Source organism: Novosphingobium mangrovi (genome assembly GCF_022818885.1).
Taxonomy (GTDB): domain Bacteria; phylum Pseudomonadota; class Alphaproteobacteria; order Sphingomonadales; family Sphingomonadaceae; genus Novosphingobium; species Novosphingobium mangrovi.
Window position 1 is genome coordinate 53,510 of record NZ_JALHAT010000008.1, and the last position, 25,231, is coordinate 78,740.

The window sequence follows — 25,231 nt, forward strand, 5'->3', positions numbered from 1 at the left end:
CAGGAACATGGCCCAATTCTCCGTCAACGCACGCCGGCTGGACCCTTACAAGAACTTCAAGTTCCGGGTGAAATGGGACGGGCGCTACGTCGCGGGCGTCTCCAAGGTCTCGCTGCTCAAGCGCGCGTCCGAAGTCATCAAGCACCGCTCAGGGGGAGACCCCTCGACCAGCTTCAAGTCGCCCGGGCGGACCGAGTTCGAGCCGGTCACGCTGGAAGCGGGCGTCACCCACGACCAGGCCTTCGAACAGTGGGCCAACAAGGTGTGGAACTTCGGCTCGATGCCTGGTGGCGAAGTCTCGCTGGCCGACTTTCGCAAGGACATCATCCTCGAACTGCTGAACGAGGCGGGGCAGGTGGTGATGGCCTACAACCTCTACCGCTGCTGGGTGTCCGAGTACGAGGCCCTGCCCGATCTCGACGCCAACGCCAACGCGGTCGCGATCACCAAGCTCAAGCTCGAGAACGAGGGCTGGGAACGCGACTACGCGGTGACCGAGCCGAGCGAACCCTCCTTCGTCGAGCCGTGACGGCGTGCCAATGGGCCCGGTCAACCATCTCGAATTCCTCCAGCGCTGGGATTGCGACGAAAGCGCCCCGGCCTTCCGGCGGCTCGACCGGCTGCTCGGGCTGGACGCGGAGATGCAGGACGCCGCCCACGACACGCCGGGTGGGCGCAACTTGCGCTATGTCCGGCTCCAGGCCGAACTGGGCGGGGGCGGCATGGATGCCCAGACCGCCTGTCCCGCCTGCGCCGAGCTGTGCGAATTTGCGCTCCCGCTCGGCGCCATGCTGGAAAGCACGCCGCCCGCGCGCGACCGGGAGGTTGGCATAGAGGCCCGCGGGGAACGCTGGCGCTTCCGCCTCCCGCGCATGAGCGACCTGGCCGCGTTGCCCCTGGGGGGCGAGCTGGGCCATGCGCTTGCCGAAACCTGCCGTCTCGATCACCACGACGCGCCCGTGCCCGAGGCCGTGGTCGAGGCCCTGGGACGCGAACTCGACGCTGCCGACCCGCTGGCAACCCCAGTGGTCGAACTGACCTGCAGCGCCTGCCAGCACGTGTTCAGCGCCTCTGTCGACCTCGCCTCCTTCGTCGCGCGCGAGATGGACCGGCTCGCCAACCGGCTCTTGCGCGACGTCCACCTCCTCGCCCGCGCCTATGGCTGGTCGGAGGACGCCATCCTGGCCATCCCGCCCGCCCGGCGGCGGCGCTACCTCGCGCTGATCGGGCAGGACAGCGCGCCCTCGCGCGCGTTTGCAGTCTGAGGCGCGCACGATGGCCGGATACTGGACCTCCCTCGAACGCATGCTCGCCGGACGCGAGGGCGAAGCTGTCCCCCGGCGCCGCGCGCGCTACGAGCCCGAGAGCTACGACGCGCAGACTTTCGGAGTGTCGCTCGACGAAGTGTCCGAGCCCGAGGCCCCGGCCCCATCCACGCCTGCCCCCTCCCTGATCCGGGCCGAAGATCCGGCCCGGCACGAAGCCCCTGCCTCATTATCCCCTTCGCCCGCCGTATCCCGCCCCCCTGCCTCATCGCCAAGCGCGCCCGGATTTCTGCCGGGCGATGTGCCTGGCTCCCTCGAGCCCCCCGAACCTGCCCCGCCCGCGCACTCGCCCCTGGAGCACGCGGGGCCTTCGCCCGCCCCCGTGCACGTCCCGCGATCCGCCCGACCGACCGCCGCTCCGTTGGCGGCGCCAGCACCTGCCGAGCCCCCCCAACGCCACCGCGACGAGTTAGCGCAGCCATCCACAGCACAGGCCGAGCCAACACCATCTCCGTCGTCTCCTCCCGATCCGGACGGCGCGGATAACGACGCCACGGCACGCCGCCTTGGCGAGGAGATCGAGGAACTGCGTATCGACCTTGCCCGCCGTGTCGAAGCCCGTCCGGCTCCGGCACCGGACAGTTCCCTGCCTGCCTCCGCGCCCACACCCGAAGCGAGTTCCGCGGCCCCGCCCCCTCGCCCGCTGGTGATCGAGATCGGCGAAATCGCCATCTCGGTAAACCGCCCTGCGCCGCCCGCGCCTCCCAGCCCCGCCCCCGCCGCTTCACCCTCGCCTGTCGTCGCGCTCGATGCTTACCTCGCGCGCCTTGGGGGCGACCGATCATGAGCGCGCAGCTCGCCATTCCGGCGACCACCTACCTCCTCAAGACGATCATCGAGGACCGCCTCGCGGCGGCCTACCAGGGCCTGCCCACGCCCCCCGTGCTGGTGGCTCCGCCGCCCCGCCCGGCCCAGTCCGCCCCCGGCAACAGCCAGCCGCAACAGGCTGCGGAAAGTCCCAGCCTCACCCTCTTCATGCACCATGCCGGGCCCAACGGCGCCTGGCGCAACATGCACGAGCCCGTGGTGAACTCGGCCGGGCAGCGCATCCGGCGCGATCCCCTCGTGCTCGACCTGCAATACCTGCTGGCCGCCCACGGCGCGGACCTCGAACGCGAGGCCCTGCTCGGCATCGCGATGTCCGCGCTCCACCGCAATGCGATCATCCCGCGCCCGATGATCACCCAGATGCTGGGCCGCATCGCCGCGCCCAACCCGGCCGAAAAGCTGCTGGACCGGCTGCCTTCGGCCCAACTGGCCGATCCCGACCACCAGCCCGAGACGATTACCGTCTCCCAGCTTCCCGTCGACATCGACACCTCCACCAAGCTGTGGTCCGCCTTCCAGTCGCCCATCCGCCCTTGCGCGCTCTACCAGGTCACCACCGTCTTCCTCGAAATCGAGGAGGCCTACCCGCCGCCCCTCGCGGTCGAGACGGTGCGCATCTCCGGGCGCCCCGAACCGACCGGAAGCGAAAGCCCCTTCGCGCCCGACGTCATCCTCTCGCGCGCGGCACAGGACGAGGCATGAACGTCGCGCCGCCCATATTCGATCTGGACGAGTTCCAGGAGCTGGCCGAAAGCTGGTCGCTTGCCGCCCTCGAACGCGTCGAAGGTGGCGGGGGACATGCGGGCATGGACACCGCCTTCGAGCGCCTGGCAGGTGCCCCCACGCTGGCCGCGCTGGCCGATACCTTCGCCCTCTCGCGCGCGGAAACGCAGGCCCTCGTCCTGCTCTTTGCCGCAGGGCACTCGGCCCGGGTCGCTCACGCGGTACGCCGCCACTCGCCCCACAGCGAAGCGCGCGGCGTCCCCACCTGGCTGCTGCGCGAGGCGGTGTGCGAGGCCGATCCGCGCCTGCTCGCCGCATCGGGGCCCTTGAGCCGGACCGGATGCCTCGAGATCGAGGGCGGCGTCCTTCCGGTCGAGGCCCATGTCCGCCTGGCCCCGGCGCTCGGCGAGAGGCTCTGCGATCTTCCCGCTGTAGACCCACTGGTCACCGCTCACATGCTCCCCCTTCCCGGCGACGCGACGCAGGCCGACGAGGGCGCGTGCGCGCACCTTGCCCGCGCGCTCACACAACGCGACGCCGATGGGCTGTCTCCGCTGGTCCCGGCAGGCGATACGGAGTGCGGGGACATCGCCGCCCAGCTCGCCCGGCTCGGGCTTGGCGCAGCGCGGATACTCGCCGGAGACATTCCCGTAGAGCCCGACCAGCGCGAGCGGCTGGCGCGTGCCTGGAGCCGCGAGGCCGCCCTCGATGCACACGCGCTCCTCATCCTTGCCGAGCCGGGCGTCCCCGACACGCGCATCGCCGACTTCGCCGACCGGGTCCTGGGCCATGTCGTCCTGGTCGGGGCAGCCAGCACCGTTGCCCCGCGCCGCGGTCTCAGCCTGCCCTATCGCGGACAGGACACTGGACAGAGCGACCTCGCCGGATGGCAGGCGGCGCTGGGGCCACAACGCAGCGCGCGTCTGGGGCCCGGCCTTGACGCCATCGCGCACCAGTTCGCGCTGCGCCGCAGCGAGATCGAGGCGCTGTGCCGCGAGCTGGCCCCCGCTCTCGACACCGCGCGCGATGGACCCGAAGCGGCCCGCCACCTGTGGCACCGCGCCGCGCGTCTGGTCGGCCCCGAGAGCGTGCCCGGCGTGGAACTGGTGGAGCCAGCCTACACCTGGTCCGACATCGTTCTTCCCGAGCCGCTCGAGCAGCGCTTGCGCCGGATCGAGGGGCATGTGCGGCACGCCCGCCTGGTACTGGACGAATGGGGTTTTGCCGCGCGCATGGGCGGACGCGGGCGCGGGATCAGCGCGCTTCTCTCAGGCCCCTCGGGCACGGGCAAGTCCATGGCCGCTGAAGTGCTGGCCTCCGCGCTCGATCTGCGCGTCCTGTTCATCGATCTCAGCCAGCTCATCAGCAAGTACATCGGCGACACCTCCAAGAACGTCGCCGCGGCCTTCCGGCTGGCCGAGCGCAGCGGGGCGGTGATGGTGTGGAACGAAGGCGACGCGATCTGGGGCGCGCGCGGCAGCGTGGGCAACGCCACCGACCGCCACGTCAACGCCGAGGTCGGGGACCTGCTCCAGCGCATGGAGAATTTCCGGGGCTTCACCATCGTCACCACCAACCTGCGCCACGCCATCGACGAGGCTTTCACCCGCCGCTTCCGCTTCTGCGTGGCCTTCCCCATGCCCTCGCAGGCCGAGCGCCTGCGCCTGTGGCAACGCGCTTTCCCCGAGACCGCCCCGTTGGCCCCGCTCGGGGAAGGCGACTGGGAGGCGCTGGCCCGGCTGCAACTGACCGGGGGCGGCATCCGCAACATCGCGCTTTCCGCCGCCTTCCATGCCGCCGAGCGCGCTACGCCGATAGACCGCGAGGTCATCGCGGCCGAAGTTGCCGAGGAATTCCGCAAGCAGGACCTCCCCGCCCCGACCCTGGCCTGGCAGGGAGCGCGGGCATGACCGGCAAGGCTCCCCGTCCGCAGCTGGAACGCCTTTCGATTGCGCGCCTCACCATCAAGACCGATTCCGCGCTCGACGCACGGCGCCTTGCCGATGCCCTTCCCGATCTGCTCCGTGATCGTCTGGAGAAAGGGCCGAATGCCGCGCGCCCGGCCCGTGGCCGCCCGTCGCCCTGGTCCGAGGCTGCAGACCAGATTGCCCGTGCCATCGAGGCCCGGCTGGAGAGGCGCGATGGCTGAAAGCGCGCTTCGGCCTCACCCCCTTCCCCAGGTCCGGCCCACGCCCCCTGCGCACGCACCGGGCAGCGCCGTCTTCGCCCAGCGCAAGGCTACCATTCCTGCGCCTCGCGAGCCGCGCGTTGCCCCGCCGCGCGACAGTGGCCACGCACTCGATGCCCCCGTGCAGCGTTCACTGGAGCACAGCTTCGGGGCGGATTTCTCGGCCGTGCGCATCCACGACGATGCCCGCGCGCACGACAGCGCCCGGGCCTTGGGCGCGCGCGCCTATACCGCGGGCAACGACATCGTCTTTGGCGAAGGCGCGTACCGGCCCTCGAGCGCTAGCGGGCGGGCTCTCCTTGCGCACGAGTTGGCGCACACCCTTCAGCAGGACGGCGTGCAGATGAAAGGGCTTGGCCCGCTTCCTGCCAGCCGCGCGGGCGAACTGGAGCGCGAGGCGGACCGTGCCGCGCTCGCCGCAACATCGGGGCGACGCGTGGGCAGCCTCACCCGCGTTGCCACGCCCGCCATCTTCAAGTCCGAAGGGGCTGTCCCGGCTGCGGGCGGGGATGTGCCTGAAAGCGCTGGCCCTGCGCTCGACACGGCCGGAACACCGGTGGCCGAAGGCCCTGCCCCCTACACCGTGCTGGAGGAAAACCCGGTCGGGCCGGGCGCGACCACCATGGTCGTGCAGATGGGCACGCTCCAGATGCCCCGCGTCAAAGGCAAGGGGGCCTGGGTCGAGCAGGCCTACAAGGCCAGGGCCAGCGGCGGCGGCCTGATCTTCCGGCCCAAATTCAAGGGTGGCGGCAGCTACGGCGCGGCAAAAAGCATCGCCGCTTTCGCCGAAAAACCCGGCGAGAAGTACAAGAACGTCTGGCTCAACAACTACGGCTTCACCACGCTGCCCGAAATGGCGCGGGCCTTCCGCGAGGCGGCCACAGCCGAAAACGCGGACCCGACCGTCAAGGCCGCCTACGAGGATACCGCCGCGCGCCGCATCCTCGATGGCTACCGCACCTCGAACAACCTGCGCTCGGGCGGCTGCGACATCGACCATATCGTCGAGAAGCAGCTGGGCGGCACCAGTACGCCGGGCAACCTGCAACTCCTGGTCTCGGACAAGAACCAGGAATCGGGCCGCGAGACCTACAAGCACCTCAAGGCCGAAACCGACCGCGTGCTCTCCCCGGACCGCCTTTCGGTCATCGACTTCCAGATGCGCTTCAACGATGTCCAGCTGCAACCCGACGAGAGCGACGGGTCCTTCGTGATCGAGACGGCGCTGCGTTCGGGCAAGGTCAAGGGAGCCGAGGACGTGCAGGCCCGCGCAGGCGGCGTCGCGATCTCGCTCGAGGCGGGCGGCAACCGCGAGGTCATCCACGCCCGCGCGGGCGAGACGACCGATATCGGCACCGGCGACCGGCGCCTGATCCCGGGCATGAAGCTCAAGACCTACACCCGTCACGCGCGCAGCAACGCGCGGAGCGGCACCGATACGCTCACCGCCGAACTGGCGTCCAAGCCCGTCATCCCCGGTGCCAAGGATATCACGCTAGTGGCCACGGTCACGCAGGCGCCCCAGCAGGCGGACGGGGCAGGCGGACAAGCCGCCGAACGCCGCGCCGAGGCGGCCGAATTCCGCAAGCTTGCCCTCCACGCACCTTCGAACCGGAACCTGCCGTTCCACTACCCCTACCTCAGCCCCGGCACCCTCACCCAGCTAAGCCTCGATGACAGCGGCAACCTGTCGGGCGAAGGGGTCATCCGCCCCTCGATCCGCTTCCTTGGCGATCTCAAGGTGCGCTTTGGCCCGGACCGGCTCGACCTGGTGCAGGACCTCGATGTCGATGCGCTCAACAAGAGCGCCTACATGCGGCGCCTTTCCGGCTATTTCCGCTTCACGCGCGGCAGCCTCGCCTTCGACCTCGTCAATTTCCAGCCACGCGGCGACCTGGGTTTCAGTGTCGGCCCGGCGCGCAAGCCGGTGATCGACGGGAGCCTGACCGCCACGGTCTCGGGCGGCAACTTCATCGCGCGCGGCACGCTGACCCCGGCGCAGGACCTGCCCGGCATCACCGCCGCCGAGGGAAGCGTCACCTACCACAGCCAGGAGGGCTGGTCGGGCCTCGTGCGTGCGACAAGTTCGGCCCTGCCCCGCTCGGAAACCGACGTGCGGCTCGGCTTTAGCGAGCGCGGCGGCGTGCTCTCCCCCTTTGCCGAAGGGGCGATCACCACGCGGCTGGTGCGCGACGCCCAGCTGCGCCTCGGCGTGCGCTGGTCGGGCGGGGCCATCGCCTATTCGGGTGCGGTCACCATCCCCGATCCGATGCCGCGCGTGCGCCAGGTGCGCCTTGCGGGGCGCTACACCGGCTCGCGCCTGTTCCTGACCGGCGATGCGCAGTTCCAGTGGAAGTCGATCAGCGCGACCATGACCGTCAACTATTCCTGGCGCGAGGGCGATGAGGAGGGGCGCTTCAGTGGCCGCGCGCGCGTGGCCCTGCGTCAGGGCAAGCTCGACGGGCACGTCGACCTCAGCTTCGACGAACGCGGCCGCTACTGGGGCCAGGGGCGCGCCGCCTACCAGCTGACCGACACGATCCGCCCTGCGCTTGACGTCACGCTCGAACGCGACGGGCGGATCAAGCTGGGCGGCTCGGTCGAGCTCTCCGATATCGCCCTCTCGCGCGCCTGGCCCCGGCCGGGCGGGGGCGAGAAGGAGGTCTTCCGGTTCCGCACACCCAAGTTCAGCGCCCCCACCCCCGTGCCGAGCGTGACTGCCTACGTGCAGTTCTACGCCGGGATGGGGGTGAAGTACGGGGTCGGCCCCGTCATGCTGACCCGCGCGGGCTTTGCAGGCTCGCTCTACCCGCTTGAAGACGACATGCAGATCACCGCCGAGATCCACGGCGAGGTCCGCGCGCCTGCCTTCGGCACTGTCTACGGGCGCCTCGGCGCCACCATCGGCGCCGAAGTCCTTCTGGGCGCCGTCGGCGCAAAGGCCAGCGTGGAGCTGATACCCTCCCTCAGCGTGCGTGCCGAAGCGGTGGCGCAGGCCCGCGCGCGTTATGCTGGCGGCAAGTTCGCCTTCGACTTCAACGCCTACGCCGAGGGCGGCTTTCGCGTGGGGCTCGATGTCGACATCATCGGCACGATCACCGCCGCTTACGGGTGGAAGGAGTGGGAGTGGCGCTGGAACGTGGGCGGCTGGAACGCGCGGCTGGGCCCGGACCTTCGCATCGATTTCGGCCGCATGGGCTACGATTCCGAGCGCGGCGTCGCCTGGCCCTCGCTCTCGAATATCCGCGTTTCCCCTGACAGCTTCGATCCCAAGGCGATGATGCGCAATCTGCTCGAAAGCAGCCGGGCAAGGAAGGCATAGGACATGGCCGGATATCCCCGCTCCCCCAACGTGCTCAAGGGCGGCTTCGTGGTCATGGACGAGGCTGGCGCGAAAGTGCAGCGCGTCCACGCCTTCCAGTACAACCCGGACAGCCTTTCGCGCACGCTGGCCCCGCGGGGCGCAGGCTCCTCGCCGGGCGACAACGCGCAGGCACTGCGCCGCACCGGCCCTCCTGCCGAGACCATCGCGCTCGAGATCGAGTTCGACGCCACCGACGCGCTCGAACACCCGGACCGGCACGCGGAAGTCGTGGAGCACGGTATTGCCGCAGACCTCGCCGCGCTCGAGAGCTTTCTCACCCCGCGCGTCGAGACGATCACCGCCACGAAGGCTCTGGCCGACCAGGGGCTCATCGAGGTGCTTCCCGCACCCGGTGAACTGCTCCTCCTCGTACTGGGCCCGGCCCGCGTCCTGCCGGTGCGCATCACCGGCTTTGCCATCACCGAGGAGGCCTTCGACCGGCGCCTCAACCCGATCCGCGCCAAGGCGGCCCTCAGTTTCCAGGTCCTCACCAGCGAGGACCTGGCCATGACCAGCCGCGCCGCCGAGCTCTTCCTTGCCCACCTCAAGCGCCGCGAGAAGCTGGTGGGGGGCTTGGGCACGAGCCTCGCCGCCCTCGGACTGGAGAGCCTTGCATGACCGAATTCTCGCCACAGAGCCGCTACCACGGGCTTGCCCAGCACCTCCTTCCCGGAGCCGATGGCGAGGACGTCCCCTACCTTGCGCGCCGGATCATCCCCGCGCCCACCCGCTATGACTTCGAGAGCCGCGTGCGCAGCGATGGCACCCAGCGGATCGACCATCTTGCGGCTGAGACCATCGGCGATCCCCTGCTCTACTGGCGGATCTGCGATGCCAACGGGATCGAGCGTCCCGAAACGGCGACCCACCCCGAGGGGCGCGAGATCGGCATTCCCCTGCCCCTCACACGCACGGGAGGCGAGGGTGGCTAAGGGCGTCCAGCTCCAGATCCTGATGGGGCCTGTCGCGGTGCGCCCCGCGCCGCGCGCGGTGATGGAGGCCTTCTCCGGCGCGCAGGTCACCCATGCGAGCGGCCAGCGCTCCGGCTTTCAGATCGAGCTGACCTACTCCTCCACCTCGCCCATCGCGCGCGACCTGCTGCCCGGCGGCGCCTTCGATCCGATGATGCGCGTCATCCTCGTCGCCTCGCTCAACGGGCGCGATCATGTCCTGAGCGATGGCCCGATCAAGCGGCTCGACACGGTCGCGGGCACGCGTCCGGGCGAGAACAAGCTCACCCTCACGGGCGAGGACGTGACCGGCTACATGGACCTTGTGGAATGGACCGGCATGCCCTTTCCCGCGATGCCGCCCGTCGCGCGCGTCGCGATGATGATCGCCAAGTACGCCATGTTCGGCCTCGTCCCGGTGACGATCCCGCCCATCTTCTCCTCGATCAGGATGCCCACCGACAAGTACGCGCACCAGAAGGGCACCGACTACGCCTACATCTCCGAGCTCGCCCAGAAAGCCGGCCACGAGTTCTACGTGACGCCCGGTCCCGTGGTCGGCACCAACACCGCCTACTGGGGGCCACAGGTGCGGATCGGTGTGGCCCAGCCGGCCCTGACGCTCGACATCGACGGGGCCTCGAACCTATCCAGCATGACCTTCTCGGTCGATGGCAACGCCGCCGTCGTGCCGCTTGCCCACGCCAAGATCGCGCGCGCCTCGATCCCTGTCCCCCTGCCCAATGTCGCGCTCCTCAAACCCCCACTCGCCGCGCGCCCGATCGTGCCCACGAAGACACGCTGGCTGGAGAGCGAGCGCAACGACCAGGCCGAGATCCTCTCGCGCCTGGTGGCAGGAGCCGGGCTGGTCGATCCGGTGACAGCCAGCGGCTCGATCGAGCTTTCGCGCTACGGCCAGCCGCTGGAGGCGCGCAAGCTGGTGGGCGTGCGCGGCGCGGGCCGGGCCCACGATGGCAACTACTACTGCCGCTCGGTCACCCACCAGCTCGCGCCGGGCACATGGACGCAGGCCTTCCAGCTCGCGCGTGAAGGCATGGTCACCCAGCAGGAGAGGATAGCGGTATGAGCGAAGGCCCCAGCTATTTCGGCAAGTACCGGGCGACGGTGCTCAACAACATCGACCCGCAGAGCCAGGGGCGCATCCAGGTCCAGCTTGCGGACCGCTATGGCCTGTTCCCCTCGACCTGGGCGATGCCCGCCTTTCCCTTTGCCGGGGATGCGCAGTCCGGGATGGTGGCGCTGCCCGCGCTCGGCTCGATGGTCTGGATCGAGTTCGAGGCGGGCGATCTCGACTACCCGATCTGGACCGGGGCCTTCTATCCCGATCCGGCAGGCTTTCCCGTGCTCGCCATGGCCGGGCACACCCCTCTCACCCCCAACATCCATTTCCAGACCAGCACCGGGACCTCAGTGACCTTGTCCGACAACCCTACCCAGCAGGTCATGGTCAAGACCGCGACCGGGGCCATCATCAGCATTGGCGCGGCGGGCATGACGCTCAGCAACGGACAGGGCGCGATGATCTCGCTCACCGGCCCCTCGGTCATCATCAACAACGGCGCCCTGACGATCACCTGAGACCGCGCGCCCCTGCCCCGGCCGTAAACAGGCTGAGCGGGGGCCAACAGGAAAGCAAAGGAGAGGAGAAGCCCATGCCCGGACCGGTCCTGCACACAGGCACCAGCGCCCAGTGCCCCCATGGCGCGCCGCTCCAGATCCTGGCCGCCAGCCCGCGCGTGAGCGTGGGGGGAATGCCCGTCGCCGTGCTCTCCGATCCCGGCGTCATCGCAGGCTGCCCTTTCACCCTTCCCAACGGCACGCCCCAGCCCTGCGTCACCACCAGGTGGCTGGTTGCCGCCACCCGGGTCATGGCCAGCGGCCAGCCGGTGCTGATCAATCCGCTGACGGCGCTGTGCTTCTCCGCCACGCAGGTTCCCCAAGGGCCGCCGATCATCACCGGATCGCAAAGCCGGGTCATCGCGCAGTGACCCGCCTTGCCTTCCCCTATGGCTTCGATGCCGAAGGCCACAGCCGCACCGTCGCCTATGCCAGCGACGCGCACCTGCGCGACATGCTGGAACTTCTGATCCTGACCCGGCTCGGCGAACGGGTGATGCGCCCCGAGCTGGGCAGTCCTGTCCTGCAAATGGTCTTCGGCGCGGGTGAGGGGCCCGCCGCGCTTGCCCTGCAGGCCTCGCTCGAAGCGACCATCGCACAGGAACTGGGCCACCTGCTCAAGCTCCATGACCTCACCACGCAGTTTCTGGACGCCGAGGGCGTGCTGGAGATCGTCGTCCATTTCGCGGCGCGCGCACGGCCGCAGGTTTCGCGCCTTGTCGTGCGCACGGATCTGCCATGACGACAGATCGCATCATCTGCTGCGACCCACAGCGCCGCGCCGCGCTGCTGGCCCCCGACGCTCCCACCGATGTCAGCGGGATCGACTACGTCGAGGTTCATGCCGGCGCCACCACCGCCGATCCCACGATCCTGGAAGTCGTGCTGGTCAAACCCCTGCCGCTCCCGCTCGGGCGCATCACCCCGGACAACCTGCGCCTGACAGGCGGCGTGCGCTTTGCCCCGCCGCGTCCTGCCGTGCCCGTCGAGCACGATCCCGATACTGGCAGCGTCAGCCGCTGGCGGATCACGCTGCCCGGCAACCAGCCGACCGACTTTTCCACCTACCGGCTCGAGATCGTGGCGGGCCCGGGAAGCGCGGCCCCGCCCGCCTTCCTCGATGCGCGTCTGTCTGGTGTCGATATCGACTTCAAGCTCGACTGCCCCGCTCCTGGCGACTGCCTCCCCGCCTGCGCGGACAGCGACACACCCGCGCCCAGCACCGCGCGCTTCGATTACCGCACCCGCGACTACGAGACCTTCCGGCGCCAGATCCTCGACCGCATGGCCGAGCTAGTCCCCGGCTTCGTCGAGGACGATCCGGTCGATCTCACCACCACGCTCGTCGAAGCGCTGGCCGCCCGCGCCGACCAGCTCAGCTACCGGCTCGACTGGGTCGGGACCGAGGCGTTCCTGAGCACCGCGCGCAGCCGCGCCGCGCTTGCCCGCCACGCGCGGCTCATGGATTACACCATCGGCGAGGCCGAGAGCGCGCGCACTTTTGCGGCCTTCACCTTCACGCCCGGCGGCGCGATTGCCGAGGGACAGGAACTGCCCCCCGCGACGCCGCTCCTCCCCCGCATCCGTGAACAGGACGTCGTCCTTCCCGCAAGCAAGGCCACGCGCGTCCTCCCCAAGGCCTCCGTGGTGTTCGAAACCGCCCACCCCCTGGCCTTGTGGAGCTGGCGCAACACGATCGCCTTTCACACCTGGTCGGACGAGCAGTGCCTCCTCCCGCGCGGGGCCTGCGCGGCCACGCTCGTTGACGGCAGCGGCGCAGGCGCGGGAGGTCTTGCCCCGGGCGACTTCCTGATCCTCCTTGAGACCCGCTCCCCCACCACCGGCGCGCGCGCAGATGCCCGGCCCGAGCAGCGCCACGTGGTGCGCCTGACCCGCGTCACCCCGGTCAGCGACGTGCTGGCACCGGCCACCCGGCTGGTCACGGTGGAGTGGGACGCGGCGGATGCCCTGCCCTTCGACCTCGTCCTCCAGCGCGGGCGCGACGCCGCGTCCTCAGGTGCCCAGGACCGGATCTGCGCCGAGGTGCTGGGCAATGTTGCCTTCTGCGACCACGGCCTCTCCCTGCCGCCGGTCAGCCTCGATCTCACCCCGGCGGAAGCGGAGACAATGCGACCGGCTCTTTCCCCCCCTACGCCCCCTGCCGAGCAGCCCTGGCGCCCCACGCTCGATGCTGGCCCCATCGCGCGTATCCTCGTTCCGCCCAGAGAGCCCCGCGCTGCCGCCGCCTGGCTGGACAGAGACGCGCGCGAGGCTGTTCCCGCGCTGACGCTGGAGGATCCCTTCGCGCCCTGGCATTCGCGCACCGACCTCCTGCGCTCAGACCGCTTCGACCGCCATTTCGTTCTCGAAACCGGCCTTTCGGGGGACCTTCAGCTGCGCTTTGGCGATGGCATCAACGGCCTTGCCCCCGTTCCGGGTCACGCATTTGCGCCAAGGGCGCGCGTCGGCGGCGGTGCGCGCGGCAATATCGGACCGGACACGCTCACCCACATCGCTCTGCCCGAAGCCCTGGCGGGCATGGACATCGCGGTCACCAACCCGCTGGCGGCGACCGGCGGACGCGAACCCGAAACGCCCGGGGACATCCGCATCAACGTGCCCCGCGCCTACCGCACGCAGGAGCGCGCGGTGACAGAGGCCGACTATGCGGCTGCGGCCTGCACCCATCCCGCAGTTGCCAACGCGCGCGCGCGCGCGCGCTGGACGGGCGCCTGGCAGACCATTGCCATCACGCTCGACCTTGCCGGTGGGCGAGCGCTCGACGCAGACCTCAAGTCCGATATCGCCGCCCATCTCGAACGCCTCCGGCTGATCGGCTTCGACATCGTCCTTCGCGCCGCGCGCATGGCCCCGCTCAGGCTCGACCTTCACGTCTGCGCCGCCCCCGGCTTCGTGCGCGGCGAGGTGGCAAGGCAAGTCCGCGCCGCGCTGCGCCCCTCGGGCGTGGAGGGGCGTACGGGCTTCTTCCACCCCGACAATTTCAGCTTCGGCGAGCCGCTCTACATCTCACGCCTGATCGCCTTCCTCATGGCTCTGGAAGGCGTTGCGAGCGTGGAGGTCACCCGCCTTCACCGCACCGACCGGGCAAGCCAAGGCGAACTGGCCCAGAGCGTCCTGGTGCCCGGCGAACTGGAGATCCTGCAACTGAACGATGACCCCAGCTTCCCCGAAGAGGGACGTATAGGCATCGACATGGGAGGCGGCGATGTCTGAAAACAGGGACTGCATCTGCGCGACCTGCACCGGCGACACGACATCGGGGGAACCACCTCGCCCGGCCGTAGCCGACCCGCTCCATTTCGCCCACGGCGCCATCCGGGCGCGTCTTCTTGCCCGCATCGCATCGACCGAGCTGGCAGGTACGCGTCCGCTGGCAGGCCTCACCACGCGGGATCCCGCAGACCCCACCATCGCCCTCATCGACAGCTGGGCGGGCGCGCTTCATATCCTGGCCTGGAACACCCGCCGCCTGCATGAGGACGGCAATTTCCACCAGTCCCGCGATCCCGAAGCGATGGCCGCGCACGCCGCGATGCTGGGCTACGAGCTCCGGCCCATCCTTGCCGCGCAGACCGTCCAGACATTTACCGTCGACGAGTTCTCAGGTCTTGAAGGTCCCTTCCAGGTCCCAGCTGGCACCAGCATTGCCTCGGTCCCCGAGGGGGAGGAGGCTCCGCAGATCTTCACCACCGACGAGGCTCTCGAAGCCCGGCGCGCCTGGAACAGCATCCCGCCGGTGCGCCACCCGCAACCTCCCCGCTTTGACCTCTCCAGCCGCGAGGCACTCGTCGAAGGCAATGCTACGGGCGTGCAGGTGGGCGACAGCGTTCTGCTCGCCGACGGTGGCGGAAGCCGGAGCAGCGTCCTCCTCGCCCGCGTCACACAGATCGAGCCGGCCGCAGGCGGCGAGGCGCCTTCCCTGCGCACGCGCCTTGCCCTCACTCCGCCACGCCGCCTCCATTCAGTGCCCCCCGCAGCCAGACCCGGCGAAGCCCAGATCATCGTTCTGGGCCGCCGCGCGGGTATCTTCGGAGCCGCCGCGCCGGACTATGCCCTCCTCCACCCGCAGGACGAACCGACGATGAAGGCCCTGCGCATGGAGCTGAAGGATGCGCCGTCAGGCGACAGGATACCCCGCACCCTTACCGCATCGGCCCGGCAGGAGTGGCCGAACTTCGTCATCGCCGCTCCGCCCGAGCGCGACCCGGAGGCCGGGCGCCTCGATCTCGACGCCGCCTATCCCGAGGCCCTGCCCGGGCGCGTCGTGCTGTTCGATGCGGGGAGCACCCGCGCAGGCGACAGCCGAAAAGGCACCGCCCCCCAGATACAGCTTGGCGCGATCACGGCCAGCGAGGAACTTGCCCGCAGCGACTACGCACTCGCGCAAAGGGTCACGCGCGTCACCGTAGGCGGGCTCGACCTTTCGGGCGTCCTGCCCGGCGGTGCCAGCCTCAACGGCCGGGTTCGCGAAAGCAGCGTACGGATCGAAACGCAAAGGCTCCCACTTGTCGTCCCCTGGCGCGAGGAGCCGCTTCCCCGCCCCGGTGAGGATGACCGTCTGCTCCTTCAGGGCGAGCATCCGCTGCCACCCGGCCGCCTGGTGATCGTTACCGGAGACGATACCCAGACAGGAGAATCCCACGCACAGGTGGCCCGCGTGAAGTCCGCCGAGATCATCGCGCCGGGACAGACGCGCGTCATCTTCGAGGCTCCGCTTGGCGGACGTGTCCAGGCCTCCAGCCTTGGCCTCCATGCCAATTGCGTCACCGCCTCCAACGCCCAGCTTGCCGCAGGCGGGCAGTGGGAGGTTCTGGGCTCGGGCGTGCGCGGGATCGCCCGGCCCGCCTTCCCCCTGGCCCAAGCCCCGCTCGCCTACCTCTCCGCTGCCAACGCGCGCGGCTATGCCCCTGCCATCGAGGTGCGCGTCGACGGGCGGCGCTACACCTGGACCGAAAGCCTCTACGAAGTCGATCCCGCCGAGACGGTCTACACCCTCGAGGCTCTCCCCGGCGGCGGAACGCAGGTGCGCTTCGCCGGGCCCCTGCCAAGCGGGCTCAACAATGTCCTCGCCTTCTACCGCCATGGAGGCGGCGCACGTGGCAACCTCGCCGCAGGCCGGATCACCACGATCCTCTCCCCCGTGGTCGGCATCGCGGCCAGTTCCAACCCGGTGCCCGCCGAGGGGGGCATGGACGCGGAGACCCTCGAGGATATCCGCCGCGCCGCGCCGCGCAGCACCGCCGCGCTCGGCCGGGTGGTCTCGCGCCACGATTACGAGGCCTTCGCAAGGGGCTTTCGCGGCGTCGGCAAGGCGCTCGCCACTCAGCTTTCCGATGGGATCACCCCCTTTATCTGGCTGACGCTGGCGACAACCGAGATGCAGCCCCCCACCCCGGGCGGGGACCTGGAAACCGACCTCGCCCGGGCGCTTGCCGAAGCCGCCCCCCCCGGTCAGATGCTGCGGATCGCAGGCTTTGCGCCTGAGCCCGTCACGCTTGTCGCGGCCTTGCGGATCGACACCCGGACCTGGCGGCGCAGCGATATCGAACAGGCCCTGCGCGCGCATCTCGCCAACCGGTTTGGCCCTGCCGCGATGGACTTCGGCCAGCCCCTGCGCGCGAGCGCGATCCTCGCGGCGATTCACGAGGTGACCGGCATCACAGCGGCCCGCATCGAGACGCTCGACAGCCCGTCGGCCGTCCCCGGCCTTGCCGACATCCCCGCACGCCTGCCGCACCGCGACCCGGCACACGGCGAGGTCGTTACGGCCAGCCTGCTCTTCCTCACCCCCGAAACGATCCGCTTCATGGAGATGGCGTCATGACCCCCCGCCCCAGCGCCAGCGCCATCGACGCCGCCCTGCAGGACCTCTTCGGCCTGCTGCCTGCCCATCTGCGCAGCACCGATGCCGCCAGCGGGCGGGCGCTGGAGGCGCTGTTCCAGATCCTGGCCGAAGGCGATATCGAGATCGATGCGGCGATCACCGCGCTGTTCGACAACCAGTTCATCGAGACCGCCGATCCCGGGACCCTGGGCCACTTCGCCGCGCTCACCGACACGCCGCGTCTGACGCCGCTGCCCGACAGGAGCGGGCTGTCCGAACGGGCCTTCATTGCCAACGCGGTGCGCACCAACCGCGGCAAGGGCACGGCGCGCACGCTGGAGCAGCTTGCCGCCGATGTCACCGGGTTCGGAGCGGTCGCCGTCGAATACTTCCAGCGCCTCGCCAAGCTGCAGCACGCGCTCGACTTCGACCTGCCGCGTCCCGGCACCGCGCGACTGACGTCCGGCGAGACGGCCGCGCGGGTCGGACGCGCCTTCGACCCCCTCCCCCGCATGAGCGAGGTGCGCGCGATCGACACCGCTGCGGGCCGCTGGAGCCTGGGCAACGTGGGCGTCCACGTCGTGCGCTTCGCCACGGCGACCTGGCCCGCACCTACCGGAACCCAGATCGCGCCCGAACGCCTGGCCGCCGTGCCCGAGGCTGGTGTCTGGGCTCCGGGCGGAACCGCGCAGGCCGGCTACTTCCAGCTCGCCGCACAGAGCGAGGAGCGGCTGTGCCTGTTCAACCCGGACCGGCGCGACATGGGCCGTTTCGCGCGTCCGGACATGACCGACCTGCCCGACCGACTGCGCCGCCTTCCCCTGCACCTCGAAACCGAAGCACGGCGCCACGCCGCCCTCGAAGGTCGACCTTTCACCCCAGCCGAAGAACCCTGGTTCGGCAGCGACGGCGATCCCTTCACGATCTACCTGCGCCGCGAGGGCGAAACCCATTTCACCCCCGTCCCGCCGCCCGAAATCCGGATTGCCAACCTGGAAGCCGCGCCATCCCCGGCCGGGTATCGCCCCCCATCCACGCGCCCCCACAGTTGGTTCACTCCCGGCGATCCCGCGCCGCTGCCCCACAGCGCGGACCACGCCATCGCCTGCGCCTTCGATCCCGTAACCGGCCGCCTCATCGTCGCCGAGCCCGAGCCAGGCCAGAGCGAGGTCGCCGAAGTGCGCATTGCCCACAGCACCGCTCGCGGCGCGCTTGCCTGGGGCGGGCCGTACGAGCGCGGGGCTGCCGACGTCCCCTTCGAACTGGTCGATACCACGAACGAGACACACTTCATCCGCATCGTCGATGCGCTCGCCGTGCCTGCGGGTCCGCCCGCGGCACCGCGCCGCAGCGTACCCACGCTGGAACAGGCGCTCGCCGAATGGGCCGCCCACGGCGCGGGCCACACCGGCTGGATCATCCTCACCCGCTGCGACCGGGAACGGCCAAGCGGCGGCGCGAGCGGCTTCGAGATCGCGCTCCATCCCGAATGCACGCTCAACATCGTCGCGGCCCAATGGCGCGAGCACGTCGAGGTGCCGGGAGGGCCACCCTTCGACCCGGCCCGCGCCGGCTTCCTACTGCGCCGCGAACGCAGCGCGATCCTGGAGGCCCCCGTCGTCGTGTCCGCCGCCTCCGCGCCGCAAGATGAGGGGCGCGCCGGAAGCTGCCTGTTCGACGGGCTGGAGCTGACCGGCGGCCTCGCCCTGCGCAAGGATGCCCTCACCCGTCTCGAACTTCGCCACTGCACCGTGCGTAATCCAGGCAGCGCCGCCATCAGCACCAGCGCCCCGCTTGTCGGCACACAGATCGCCATCACCCATTCACGCCTCGGCCCCTGCCGCCTCGATTTCGGGAGCCAGAGCGCGCAGGGCCAACTTGCCCTTGCGGACAGCCTGCTCTTTGCCGACGGGGCCTCCGGGCCGGTCCTTGCCGCGCGCAGCTGCGCCGTCGAGATGCACGGCGTCACCGTTCTGGGCGAGGCGCATGTGCGCAGCCTTGAGGCCACCAACGCGCTTTTCACACAGCCCGTTCACTGCACGCGCCGCCAAGCCGGGTGCCTGCGCTACAGCCACGTCCCGCCAGGCTCCACGACACCGCGACGGTTCCGCTGCCAGCCCGATCTCGCGCTCGCCCGGCGCGCGGAGGCGAAGGGCGCTCCTCTCACCGCAACCGAACGCGACGCCGAAATCCTGGGCGCCCGCCCCTTGTTCCTCGATACCGAAGCCGACGCCCCGGGCCTCGCCATGCTCCATGCCCTGTGCCCGGACGCAGTGGCGCTGGGCGGCGAAGGCGAGGCCGAGATGGGCGCCTTTTCCCGCACCGCATCGCGCCTACGGCTGCGCAACATGGCCGCGCTCTTCGATCGCTCCGTGCCCTTTGCCACCCGCGCCGCCCTTCTCGACGACACCCAGTCCCGCCTCTCAGCCGAACAAGGACACAGGCCATGACCCAGCGCAGCGACAGCACGCGCACCACCATCCCCACCGGCGAGGCCCGCCCCTTGCGCGACGTGCGCCTCAACCAGGGGCAGGTGCTGCTCGACACCGACCTCAACGAGCAGGGCCGGTTGCTGCTGGAGCGGATCGAGACCGAAACCCAGGGCACCCTGGGCGCTCCGGGACGTTTGGTGATCGCACAAGGAAGCTCGGCCTTTGCGCTCCTGGCCGGTGGTTCTGCCACGTCCCTTGCGGACATCACCATCGGGGCAGGCCACGGCTGGCTCGACGGCTGGCAGCTCGACAATCCGCAAAAGGTCACTCTCGCCAGCCAACCGCACCCCGTGGAGGAAGCCGATGTCGGCAATGGCGGCGCGCTCGCGATCAAGGCTCTGATACGCTACGTCGATCCGGTCGAGGAGCCTGCACTGGCTGATACCGCGCTCGGCAATGCGCAGGCTTCGGGGCGCACCCTTGTCGACTGGCAGGTCTTCCCCCTCCCGCTTGACGAGGACGGTGCGGCAAGCTGCACGGCGGCCGGAGAAAGTCCGGCATGGCAGGCGATCACCGCCCCCTCGAACGGGACACTGGCCTTCCGGGTCGAGGCGAGCCCGGCCAGTCTCGATCCCTGCTCGCTGACGCCCGAGGGCGGATACGCGCGGTTGAAGAACCTGCTCTACCGCATCGAGGTCCACGCAGGGGAAGCCGATGCCACCGTGCCGGATGTCGATGGCCCGCGTTTCGGCCTTGAGGGCCTTCGCATCACCTTCTCCCGGCGCAACGCGAGCCTCATGGCCCGTGTCACCAAGATTTCGGGAACCGAGATCACGGTCAGCCCCGCCGCGCGCGATCCACGCACCTGGTTTGCACCGGGCCAGTACGCCGAGATTGTCTCGCGCCACGACGATCTCGGCACCCGCACCGCGAGCGCCGACCAGCGCCTCTTCCGTGTAGCTTCCACCAGCGACACCCGCGTGATCCTGGAAGCCAGCCCCGCGCAGCTCGCCGACACAGGCATCACCGGGGATGGCGACTGGTACTTGCGGCTATGGGACGCCTTCCCCGACGGTTCGGGCACCCAGACCCTCGCGCTTGATGCAAGCGGCCTCTCGCAGGTGATCGATCTGGGCGATGGACTGGCCGTGCAACTGGGCGGCGGCAGCGCAGCACGGCTACGGCGCGGAGACTTCTGGACCTGTGCGGCCCGCGCCGACGGGACGATCGAATGGCCCACGTCCTCCGGCCAGTTCGAAAGGGTCACGCCGCAGGGCCCGGAAACCCGCTACGCGCTTCTGGGCACCTACGCCCTTGCCGATAGCGCGCTCGTCCTCGACGATTGCCGCGCGCCCTTCGCGCCGCTGACCGAACAGATCCAGGTGCTCGCGCTGGGCGGCGACGGGCAGTCTGTGCGCGCCGATACGCACACCAACGCCTTGGTTGCCCTGCCCTCGGACCTGCGTGTCGGCGTCGTGCGGGGCAGCACCCCGCTCGCCGGGCAGACCATTCGCTATCGCGTGATTGCAGGCGGCGGCGAACTGGGCGCGGGCAGCCAGACCCTCGACGTGCTGACCGACGCCGAAGGCGTAGCGCGCGCCGCCTGGTCCCTTGGTCCCGACGCACCGGCGCAAGAGGTCGAAGCGGTGCGCATCGATGCACAGGGCAATGCCACACATGCTCCGATCCGCTTCACCGGCTTTCTCGCCCGTGCAGACGAAACCGCCTTCGATCCCGCCAACACGCCTTCGCTTGCCGGGGCCTTCGACGTCCAGCGGGCCATCGAACGGCTCGCAGGCCAGGGGCAGATCGGCTGTAGCACCTACGTGATCCAGGAAGGCAGTGACTGGGTCGCCGTGCTCGAGGCGATCAAGGAGGGGGAAGATGCCAGCATCTGCTTCCAGCGCGGCACCTTCGCGGCAACAAAGCCGGTGCGCCTTGCCGGCAAGGGGCACCTCACGCTCCATGGCGCGGGTCCGGGCACCCTGATCCGTGTCGAGGGCAGCGAAACCGCTCTCGAATTCGTCGACTGCGCCTCGGTCGAGCTGTCGGCCCTGCACGTCTCCGCGCCCAGTCCTGGCGACAGGATTGCGCAGGCCAAACACCGTGGCGGGGCGCTCACCCTGACCGGATGCCGCGACGTGAAGGTCACCGACGCCGTGCTCACCTGCGGCGCGAGCAGCTCGCCCCAGCGCTGTGGCCTGCGCATTGCGGGCCAGCCCTTGCGCGATTTCTCTGCCCGGATCAGCGGATGCACCTTCCGCACCGGCTACATGCAGGACGCGCTCCTTGTGAGCGATTGCGAACGCGTAACCATCCAGGACAACACCTTCGAGACGCTGGACCGGCCTCAGCGCTTCGACTTCGCGCACCTTTCAAGAGACCCGCGCTGGAGCGCCATCGCCGCGCGCAGCCTTATCCGTGCGCTGGAGGAATCGATGCCCCAGGCCTCCGGGAACGGCCCTGTGGTGAAAGGCCAGCGCTACACCGTGCGTCTCACCAGCACGGTCCCCCAGGCCGAATGGGACGCTCTGGTCGAAGCCGATCCCCCCAACGCGCGTGACGAACGCACAGAAACGGCCTTTGCCGGCTATGTCGAACGCCTGCTCGGCAAGGCCCTTGCGCAGCCCGCGTTGCTGCCCAGTTTCGAGGGCAACCTGCGCACGCTCACCGCCTCGCTGGGACCACGCAGCGCCCCGCAACTGGACGAGACGATCCGCCGCAACATGCTGGCAAGCGCGATTGCCGTGGCCCGCCCGCTCGCCCCCCCTCAGGTGCCGGGCCTGCACGCCGTCTGGCTGAGCGCCAACGGCCAGTACGTCCGCTTCGAATCGCCGCTTGCGCCAAGCGATTGGCAACTCGCCCTGAAAGCCAGCGGCGAGAGCAGCGCGATCAAGGACCATGCGAGCTTTCGCAAGGTCCTCCACCGCATTGCCCGGAGGCTCATCGCCGATGCCGCCTTTGCCGAGCGGATCGCCTCGCTACGACCCTGGCGCGCGGCCTACGCCGCCGCCCTCCCCTCGGTTGCGAACCAGGCGATTGCCTGCGTCGGACGGGCTCTGGGCAAGGTGTCGATCGCAAACAATTCCATCGCCGACTTCCAGACCGGCATCCGGGTGGCGACGAGCCACGGCACCTGGACTCGGCTCTACCGCCGCGGCGGCCGCCACGCCCGCCTGGCAGCCCGGATGGTCGATGTCGTCGGCAACGAGCTGCGTCTGCGCCCGCCCGGCCCGAAAACCGAGCTCCTGTTCGGCATGTTCTTCGGCAATGCCGACGCCCTGCGCATCCACCGCAACGACGTGCACTACGCCGACGACCGGATCGAGGAGGGCAAGGACAACGTGCTCGACTACAAGGAGGGCATTCGCCTGTTCGGCCATTTCGGACGCATGGTGAACGTGAAGGACAACCATGTCACCATCGCCCCGCGCGCGATCCGGATGACCTGGGACACGACACAAGGCGTTCCCAAGACCCATTGGCCTTACAACTGGGTCTTCGCCGACAACATGGGCAGCGTCCTCGACGACCACCCCTGCGTCTACCTGGAAGTCCCCGAGCTGCGCCACGTCGAACTGCGCAACAACCTGTACCCGAACAACCAGTCGTGACTCTGGGAAGCCGAGCAGAGAGGGCATGGGAGAGACGCTGAAGCTGGAAACGAAAAAGGCCCGGAGCAATCCGGGCCTTTTTCGGTTTGGCTTCACCTCCGAAAAGGTGAATGGTGCCCAGAAGAGGACTCGAACCTCCACGCCGTTGCCAGCGCCGCCACCTGAAGACGGTGCGTCTACCAATTCCGCCATCTGGGCACGGAGGCGAGGGGACCAAGTTGTCGTCCTCGCCGGGTAGGAGGGCGCCTCTAAGGGGCGGTGCGATTCGTGTCAACAGGGGTTTGAAAGGAAAATGCATTTTTTGTATCCTCCCGCTTCAAACCCGCCGGATTTGTGCGGCTTTGCAGGACCTTTGCCTGGTGCACTTTCCTGCAAGCCGCGGAAACAACTGGCCGGTTGCCGAGTTCCCGTGCTTGTGGCAGGGGCTTTGGCGATGTGCTGCAAAGCGGGACTCGTCGCTCCGCCCGGCACCAAGGCCTTGAGGATAGAACGCAGATGAGCATGAGCCCCACCGATACGCTTTACGGCAAGATCGTCACCATCCTTGGCGGCAGCGGCTTTGTCGGCAAGCATCTCGCGCAGGAACTGCTGGAGCGCGGCGCACGCGTGCGCATCGCCAGCCGCCACCCTGAAAAGGCTTTCTCGATCAAGGCGCTGGGTGATCTGGGCACGGTCCAGTTCGCGCGCTGCGACGTCACCAAGCCCGACTCGCTTGCCGCCGTCCTCACCGGCTCGGATGCCGTGGTGAACCTGGTCGGCGCCTTCAAGGGCAAGCTCGACGACATTCAGGGCGAAGGCGTGGGCGCCATTGCAGCCGCGGCGAAGGCCAGCGGCGCAGCCTCGTTCGTCCACGTCTCGGCGATTGGCGCCGATGCGGGCTCGGACGTCGCCTATGCGCGCACCAAGGCCGAAGGCGAAGCCGCGGCCCTCGCCGCCTTCCCCGAGGCCACCATCGTGCGCCCGGCGGTGATCTTCGCCCCCGACGACCAGTTCGTGATGATGTTCGGCCGCATGATGAGCACGCTGCCGGTGCTGCCGATCTTCGCCCCCGAAGCCAAGCTGCAGCCGGTCTTCGTCGACGACGTCGCGGCGGCCATTGCCAACGCGGCCGGCGACCCGTTCGCGTTTGGCGGCAAGACCTTCGAGCTGGCAGGCCCCGAAGTCGTCACCATGCGCGGCCTCAACGCCCGCATCGCTCGCGCCGAGAACCGCGAGCCCGGCTTCATCGAGCTTTCGGATGGCCTGGGCGGCCTCATCGCGGCGCTGCCCTTCACCCCGATCAGCACCGACCAGTACAAGCTGCTCAAGGCAGGCAGCGTGGCCAGCGGCGCCGCTCTGGGTCTTGAGGACCTGGGCGTCGCGCCCCGCCCGATGGGCCTCTTCCTCGAGCGCTGGATGACCCAGTTCCGCAAGCACGGCCGCTTCGGCGCCAAGCACCCCAGCGCGGCCTGATTAGCCTGATTTAAGAAGGATAGTTCCGAGGGCCATCGCCCTCGGGCTCCCCAAAACGGGCGACCTCACCTTTCTCAGCCATGGTGGCGCGTGGAAGGTGAGGTCGCCCGTTTTGGGGTCAAGGGGCAATGGCCTCTTGGTAAATTACTCTCTACTGCCGCCTTCATTCCGAACGCGCGCCACCTCTCAGATGTCGACTTCGCCATAGTGGCTGGGCGGCTGGATCACTTCCATGCGCTCGCTCAGCAGGGGCCGGAAACTGGGACGCGACTTCATCACGAGATACCAGCCGCGCGCCTGCTCGTGGCTCGACCAGTCAAGGCCGCCCAGGTAATCGGCGACCGAGATCTGCGCGGCCGCGGCAAGATCGGCCAGCGTCATCGTCGAGCCCGCCAGCCACGGGCGGTTGTCGATCAGGTAATCGATGTAGTCGAGATAGTCGTGCGCCAGGCGCATGGCATCGCGCAGAAGGCGCGCATCGGGCGACTGGCGCAGGACAAGACGCTTCTTCATCTTCTCGTGCAGCAGCGGCGCTGTCACATCGAGGAAGAAGTTTTCATCGAACATCGCGATCAGGCGGCGGATCTCGGCGCGCTGCTGGCTGGTGCCGCTGATAAGTGCGCCGCGCTCCACCGTCTCCTCGAAGTATTCACAGATCGCACGGCTGTCGGCGAGGACGATGTTCTTGGCCGTCTCGTGCACCACCGGCGTGCGCCCGGCCGGGTTCATCTGGAACAGGCGATCCTCGCCCTCCCAGGGGCGCGTGGTCTGAAGTTCGTAGGCGATGCCCTTCTCGGCCATGAGCAGGCGAACCTTGCGGCTGAAGGGGCAGAGGGGAAACTGGAAGATGTGCCACATGATGGTGCAATCCT

Annotated in this window: 19 protein-coding genes and 1 tRNA gene; 18 read left to right on the plus strand and 2 right to left on the minus strand. The window is 69.4% G+C overall.

Features of this window, described 5'->3' with window-relative positions; all coding sequences use genetic code 11:
- Positions 1-7 precede the first annotated feature (7 nt).
- From MTR65_RS07300 to MTR65_RS07380, 17 genes are all read left to right on the plus strand, one after another.
- Positions 8-529, plus strand: coding sequence for a phage tail protein (locus tag MTR65_RS07300; protein WP_226632821.1), 522 nt, complete (start codon positions 8-10; stop codon positions 527-529).
- A 10-nt stretch (positions 530-539) separates the two neighbouring features.
- Positions 540-1,265, plus strand: a complete 726-nt coding sequence (locus MTR65_RS07305; protein ID WP_243798642.1) for a hypothetical protein — start codon at positions 540-542, stop codon at positions 1,263-1,265.
- A gap of 10 nt (positions 1,266-1,275) precedes the next feature.
- A complete protein-coding gene (locus MTR65_RS07310) occupies positions 1,276-2,112 on the plus strand; it encodes a hypothetical protein (protein WP_243798644.1) in 837 nt (278 codons plus the stop codon).
- Entirely contained in the window at positions 2,109-2,855 is a 747-nt protein-coding gene (locus MTR65_RS07315; protein ID WP_243798646.1) for a Pvc16 family protein, read from the plus strand. Before MTR65_RS07310 ends, MTR65_RS07315 begins: the two co-directional genes overlap by 4 nt.
- Positions 2,852-4,786, plus strand: a complete 1,935-nt coding sequence (locus MTR65_RS07320) for an ATP-binding protein (RefSeq protein WP_243798649.1) — start codon at positions 2,852-2,854, stop codon at positions 4,784-4,786. The genes MTR65_RS07315 and MTR65_RS07320 overlap by 4 nt, the downstream gene beginning before the upstream one ends.
- Complete coding sequence (locus MTR65_RS07325; protein WP_243798651.1) at positions 4,783-5,025, plus strand: hypothetical protein; 243 nt, start codon at positions 4,783-4,785, stop codon at positions 5,023-5,025. The genes MTR65_RS07320 and MTR65_RS07325 overlap by 4 nt, the downstream gene beginning before the upstream one ends.
- A complete protein-coding gene (locus MTR65_RS07330; protein WP_243798653.1) occupies positions 5,018-8,386 on the plus strand; it encodes a DUF4157 domain-containing protein in 3,369 nt (1,122 codons plus the stop codon). Before MTR65_RS07325 ends, MTR65_RS07330 begins: the two co-directional genes overlap by 8 nt.
- A gap of 3 nt (positions 8,387-8,389) precedes the next feature.
- Entirely contained in the window at positions 8,390-9,046 is a 657-nt protein-coding gene (locus MTR65_RS07335; protein WP_243798656.1) for a hypothetical protein, read from the plus strand.
- Positions 9,043-9,360, plus strand: a complete 318-nt coding sequence (locus MTR65_RS07340) for a hypothetical protein (protein ID WP_243798658.1) — start codon at positions 9,043-9,045, stop codon at positions 9,358-9,360. Before MTR65_RS07335 ends, MTR65_RS07340 begins: the two co-directional genes overlap by 4 nt.
- Complete coding sequence (locus MTR65_RS07345; RefSeq protein WP_243798660.1) at positions 9,353-10,465, plus strand: hypothetical protein; 1,113 nt, start codon at positions 9,353-9,355, stop codon at positions 10,463-10,465. The genes MTR65_RS07340 and MTR65_RS07345 overlap by 8 nt, the downstream gene beginning before the upstream one ends.
- Positions 10,462-10,977, plus strand: coding sequence for a phage baseplate assembly protein V (locus MTR65_RS07350; protein WP_243798662.1), 516 nt, complete (start codon positions 10,462-10,464; stop codon positions 10,975-10,977). The genes MTR65_RS07345 and MTR65_RS07350 overlap by 4 nt, the downstream gene beginning before the upstream one ends.
- A 74-nt stretch (positions 10,978-11,051) precedes the next feature.
- Positions 11,052-11,387, plus strand: coding sequence for a hypothetical protein (locus MTR65_RS07355; protein WP_243798665.1), 336 nt, complete (start codon positions 11,052-11,054; stop codon positions 11,385-11,387).
- A complete protein-coding gene (locus MTR65_RS07360; protein WP_243798667.1) occupies positions 11,384-11,758 on the plus strand; it encodes a GPW/gp25 family protein in 375 nt (124 codons plus the stop codon). Before MTR65_RS07355 ends, MTR65_RS07360 begins: the two co-directional genes overlap by 4 nt.
- On the plus strand, positions 11,755-14,250 hold the full coding sequence (locus tag MTR65_RS07365) for a baseplate J/gp47 family protein (RefSeq protein WP_243798670.1): 2,496 nt from the start codon (positions 11,755-11,757) through the stop codon (positions 14,248-14,250). Before MTR65_RS07360 ends, MTR65_RS07365 begins: the two co-directional genes overlap by 4 nt.
- Positions 14,243-16,861, plus strand: coding sequence for a baseplate J/gp47 family protein (locus tag MTR65_RS07370; RefSeq protein ID WP_243798672.1), 2,619 nt, complete (start codon positions 14,243-14,245; stop codon positions 16,859-16,861). The genes MTR65_RS07365 and MTR65_RS07370 overlap by 8 nt, the downstream gene beginning before the upstream one ends.
- Positions 16,858-19,311, plus strand: a complete 2,454-nt coding sequence (locus MTR65_RS07375) for a YmfQ family protein (RefSeq protein ID WP_243798675.1) — start codon at positions 16,858-16,860, stop codon at positions 19,309-19,311. The genes MTR65_RS07370 and MTR65_RS07375 overlap by 4 nt, the downstream gene beginning before the upstream one ends.
- On the plus strand, positions 19,308-22,907 hold the full coding sequence (locus MTR65_RS07380) for a DUF6519 domain-containing protein (protein ID WP_243798677.1): 3,600 nt from the start codon (positions 19,308-19,310) through the stop codon (positions 22,905-22,907). The genes MTR65_RS07375 and MTR65_RS07380 overlap by 4 nt, the downstream gene beginning before the upstream one ends.
- A 111-nt stretch (positions 22,908-23,018) precedes the next feature.
- Here the strand turns inward: MTR65_RS07380 and MTR65_RS07385 are convergent.
- Positions 23,019-23,105 (minus strand) — tRNA-Leu (locus MTR65_RS07385).
- Between the two features lie 297 nt (positions 23,106-23,402).
- Between MTR65_RS07385 and MTR65_RS07390 the strand changes: the two genes are divergently transcribed.
- Positions 23,403-24,359, plus strand: a complete 957-nt coding sequence (locus MTR65_RS07390; protein WP_243798679.1) for an SDR family NAD(P)-dependent oxidoreductase — start codon at positions 23,403-23,405, stop codon at positions 24,357-24,359.
- Between the two features lie 186 nt (positions 24,360-24,545).
- Here MTR65_RS07390 and MTR65_RS07395 read toward each other — a convergent pair whose 3' ends face one another.
- The gene (locus tag MTR65_RS07395) at positions 24,546-25,217 is read right to left on the minus strand and encodes a glutathione S-transferase family protein (RefSeq protein ID WP_213500896.1); all 672 of its coding nucleotides are present in this window, start codon (positions 25,215-25,217) and stop codon (positions 24,546-24,548) included.
- Positions 25,218-25,231 lie beyond the last annotated feature (14 nt).